This is a genomic window from Flavitalea sp. (assembly GCF_035489435.1).
GTDB lineage: Bacteria > Bacteroidota > Bacteroidia > Chitinophagales > Chitinophagaceae > DATHKG01.
The window spans coordinates 1-4,289 of record NZ_DATHKG010000042.1 but is presented as its reverse complement, the minus strand read 5'-3'; the positions used below and the strand labels follow the sequence as shown (position 1 = coordinate 4,289).

At 41.5% G+C, this 4,289-nt stretch carries 4 protein-coding genes; 3 read left to right on the top strand and 1 reads right to left on the bottom strand.

The window, feature by feature from the left end; translation table 11 throughout:
• Positions 1 to 475: 475 nt before the first annotated feature.
• Positions 476 to 844, bottom strand: a complete 369-nt coding sequence (locus VK664_RS07055) for a HesB/IscA family protein (RefSeq protein ID WP_461397926.1) — start codon at positions 842 to 844, stop codon at positions 476 to 478.
• Positions 845 to 1,101: 257 nt separating this feature from the next.
• Here VK664_RS07055 and VK664_RS07050 point away from each other — a divergent pair, with 257 nt between their 5' ends.
• The 3 genes from VK664_RS07050 (at position 1,102) to VK664_RS07040 (ending at position 4,133) form a co-directional block, all read left to right on the top strand.
• Positions 1,102 to 1,647 carry a DUF7935 family protein gene (locus VK664_RS07050; protein WP_461397925.1) on the top strand — a complete coding sequence of 182 codons (546 nt, stop codon included), beginning with the start codon at positions 1,102 to 1,104 and terminating at the stop codon, positions 1,645 to 1,647.
• A gap of 216 nt (positions 1,648 to 1,863) precedes the next feature.
• Positions 1,864 to 3,423: an acyl-CoA mutase large subunit family protein gene (locus VK664_RS07045; protein WP_461397924.1), complete on the top strand. Its 1,560-nt coding sequence runs from the start codon at positions 1,864 to 1,866 to the stop codon at positions 3,421 to 3,423.
• Positions 3,424 to 3,554: 131 nt separating this feature from the next.
• Complete coding sequence (locus tag VK664_RS07040) at positions 3,555 to 4,133, top strand: GNAT family N-acetyltransferase (RefSeq protein ID WP_461397923.1); 579 nt, start codon at positions 3,555 to 3,557, stop codon at positions 4,131 to 4,133.
• Positions 4,134 to 4,289 lie beyond the last annotated feature (156 nt).

Genomic DNA, 4,289 nt, shown 5'->3' with positions numbered 1-4,289 from the left:
AAAATTGTTCTGATCCTAAAAAAATAAAATCATATGTAGGACCTAAAACCATATAAAAGAAAAATTACACAACGATGCAGCGAAAACTCATCATTGAAGGAATCGAAGGTGGCAATCAAACCAACCTCAGGCCCATCCTGCTCATTCTAACCTTGATCACTTGGGGGGATTTGCGAATAGCAGAATTCAATTAGCATGTACTAATTCTTAGCATATATTGAATCATTGCCTACAGTATCATTACTGATAATTACAGATAAATAAAAGGAAACACTAATCTGTATAGATAGTGTACAGATAGTCTGAAAATCTCGTAGAAAACAAAAATTGGCTTTGTACGCGCACGCGTGGTGGTGTTTACGTATCCGTAAACTATTGATCTCAACCTCTCAACCCCTGATAGGGGATTGACTTCGCATAAGCCGGGTTGAAATCCCAGGGGTTCCCGACGTGATGCCACAGGGTGCGTAAACCGTTATACGGCGAAAGAAGTACCGCAGCCGCAGGTTTTGCTGGCATTGGGATTCGAGAAGCTGAATCCCCTGGCGTTCAATCCATCCTGCCAGTCAATCTCCATTCCCATCAGGTAGATACTATGCGAACGGTTAAGTAAGAATTTCAGTCCACCTATTTGTCCATCTATTTGTCCACCTATTTCATGTACATCATCATTGTCCTGCTTATGATCAAAGCCCAGGATATAAGTCATACCTGAACAACCTCCACCTTTAACACCAACACGAAGCAATTTGGTCAAGTCAAAATCTGGTGCCTTCATCAAACGGTCGATTTCTTCTATGGCTTTCGGAGTAAATGTGAGTGGAGAAGTTATAGTAGTTTCCATAATTCGAATTTATTGTTAGGTAAAGCAGACGAAGAGCCGGATTTTTCAAATCCGATCTTAATATAAAGATCTTACACATATTATCTTAACATCAGGATCATACACATGCGATCTTAACTTTAGAACCATACTTTGTAACGGCCTGCTTCCTGTAACAGCCTGCTTTTAAAAAAGTTTAGATGCAAAAATAAGCAATTCAAAGAAGTTCCGTTATAGGTGTGCCTAATCCCTATTTTTGCTTAACTTAAAAATCCATTATGTCATTATCCACCAGTCAGTTAATCTGGCAATTAATCATCGCTTTTGCAATTGGCGGCACACTCGCTTATCTCTTCTGGAAACAGCGGCAGGATGCAAAACGCTCAGCACCGGCGGCAAAAGCTCCGGTCGCAGAAACAAGAACGGCCGATGACGTCAGCAAACAACTCCAGTTACAGGCTTATGAGCGGATGATTCTATTAACTGACAGGATAGCGCTGCCAAATGTTATAAGCCGTGTTAACCAGGCCGGAATTGGCCTGAAGGATATGCAACTACTTCTCACCCAACAAATAAAACAGGAATTTGAATACAATGTAACCCAACAGATCTATGTTAGTGCCGACGCCTGGGAAGCGGTGAGGAATCTCAAAGATCAGAACATCCTTATCATCAACCAGGTCGCTTCTTTTCTGCCGGCTGATGCGACCGGGCAGGATCTTAACAGAGCGGTTCTGGAAATGCTCATGCAAAATCCAAAAGCATCATTGCACAATGTAGTTTCAGATGTTCTGAGCTTTGAAGCAAAAAAACTAATGCGTTGACCGAAAATGCGAACAAAGGATTTGATTCAACAGCATTCGGGTGATTCAGCAGCATTCTGATGAGTCAACAGCATTCTGATGAGTCAACAACATTCTGATGAGTCAACAACATTCGGATGAGTCAACAACATTCGAATGAATCAACAACAATCGCCCGATTTAACAATTTTTGCATGGGCGAGTGAAGAAATTACCGGATCTTAAGTGAACAATGTTATGGACGATAATATAAAGCGGACAGATTCAGGGATAGAAATAAAATCAGTTTATACAGGCGCCGATATCGGAAAAGCCGATGACAGTAATCCTGGTGAATTTCCATTTACTCGCGGGGTGCAGGCAGATATGTACCGCGGCCGGCTGTGGACCATGAGGCAATACGCAGGTTTCAGCACAGCAGAAGAAAGTAATAAAAGATACCATTACTTATTGTCTCAGGGAGTCATGGGGTTAAGCGTTGCTTTTGATCTGCCCACCCAAATCGGTTATGACAGTGATCATCCGCTGGCTGAAGGTGAAGTGGGAAAAGTTGGTGTTGCAATAGATACCCTTGAGGATATACAAACACTTTTTAATGGTATCAGGCTTGACCAGGTTTCGACTTCGATGACTATTAATGCAACAGGTTTCATTCTACTGGCTTTTTATATCGCCCTGGCAAAACAACAGGGCGCTGACTTAAAGAAACTGACAGGAACCATACAGAATGATATCCTGAAAGAATATGCCGCCCGGGGAACATATATTTATCCCCCCAAACCTTCGATGCGGATCATAACCGACATTTTTGAATATTGTGGCACTGAAACTCCAAAGTTTAATACTATATCTATTTCAGGTTATCATATACGTGAGGCAGGAAGTACAGCGGTGCAGGAAGTGGCGTTTACTCTTAGTAACGGTAAGGCATATGTGAAAGCTGCTATTGAAAAAGGATTGGACATAAATGTTTTTGGACGTCGTTTATCTTTCTTTTTTAATGCACATAATAATCTTTTTGAAGAAGCAGCTAAATTCAGAGCTGCCCGCAGAATGTGGGCAAAAATTATGAAAGACCTGGGTGCAACAGATCAAAAAGCAATGATGCTGAGGTTTCATTCGCAAACAGGTGGCAGCACACTAACGGCACAACAGCCACAAAATAATATTTCAAGGGTTACACTACAATCGCTTGCCGCCGTACTCGGAGGAACACAGTCATTACATACCAATGGATATGATGAAGCCTTAAGTCTGCCAACAGAAGAGGCAGCAAGGATTGCCTTACGAACACAACAGATCATTGCTCACGAAAGCGGTGTCCCGGATACTACAGATCCCCTGGCTGGTTCTTTTTATGTTGAATCATTAACCAATGAGATCGAAGAAAAGGCTTTTGAACTGATCGGTATCATCGATCATATGGGTGGCAGTGTGAGTGCACTGGAAAAAGGTTTTATGCAGGAGCAGATCGCAAAGAGTGCATACGAATACCAGCGATCTATTGAGACAGGAGAAAAAATCATTGTTGGAGTAAATAAGTTTCAAAGTACCCAGGAAGAAAAAATTCCAGGATTCAGGATCGACGACAGCATCAGGCAAATACAAACGGAAAAACTTACTGCTTTCAAAAACAACCGGAATCCTGCCAAATGTGATAACCTGTTACAACAATTAAATGACTGTGCTTCCGGTGATGATAATATTATGCCGGTTGTACTCGATGCTGTTGAGCAAAAGTGTACGCTCGGTGAAATCGCAGATACTCTACGTGAAGTCTGGGGCGAACATAAATAACAATAATAATATCTACAATAAACAATATCTACAATAAATAACATAAATAACACTGAATAGGTAATATTCCTGTTTTTACGGTCGGCTCTTCCTTACTTATCTTTGCAGTATCAGAATCAAACGATAATCCGATGTTAACAGCAGGTCTCGCAAATACACAATCTGACCTCAGACAAATCCTGGCATTACAGGAACGCAATCTTAAACAAAATTTATCGGCGGAGGAAAAGGCAGCCGAAGGGTTTCTTACCATGCAGTTTTCATTGGAGATGTTACAGCAGCTCCACGATCTTGCTCCCAGCGTAGTGGTGCGTGATGGAAATGATATAATAGCATATGCGATTGTTTTGTTGAAAGAAGGCCGGAATGCCTATCCGGATCTTGAAAACATGTTTCTGCATCTTGAAACGCTAAGCTGGAATGGCAGGCCCCTGATTGACTATAAATTTTATGTTATGGGTCAGGTCTGCATAGATAAAAACTATCGCGGTCAGCAGGTTTTCAACATGCTTTATAATAAACATCGTGAACTTTATCAAAACAGTTTTGATTGCATAGTAACAGAAATCTCCACTTCAAATCACCGGTCCCTACGCGCGCACGAAAAAACCGGTTTCCAAACTATTCACAAGTACCGCGACTATATGGACGAATGGAACGTAGTACTTTGGCAGTGGGACGTGAAGAGAATTATGAGTTATGAGATATGAGTGATGAGTGATGAGTCAATGTCGTTTAGTTAAGCCCTAAAGCTGTTTATATTCCATAGATGGTGGTTTCTTCTGTTTATGCTTTCGTTTAAACTTTCGTCCCGGTCTCACTATCTCGCATGTCCTTAATAATACATCATCCATCGCCGCAAGAGC

Excerpts from the sequence above, each read along its gene's own strand:
- VK664_RS07055 (WP_461397926.1), bottom strand. The coding sequence starts at position 844 with ATGGAAACTACTATAACTTCTCCACTCACATTTACTCCGAAAGCCATA.
- VK664_RS07050 (WP_461397925.1), top strand. The coding sequence starts at position 1,102 with ATGTCATTATCCACCAGTCAGTTAATCTGGCAATTAATCATCGCTTTT.
- VK664_RS07045 (WP_461397924.1), top strand. The coding sequence starts at position 1,864 with ATGGACGATAATATAAAGCGGACAGATTCAGGGATAGAAATAAAATCA.
- VK664_RS07040 (WP_461397923.1), top strand. The coding sequence starts at position 3,555 with ATGTTAACAGCAGGTCTCGCAAATACACAATCTGACCTCAGACAAATC.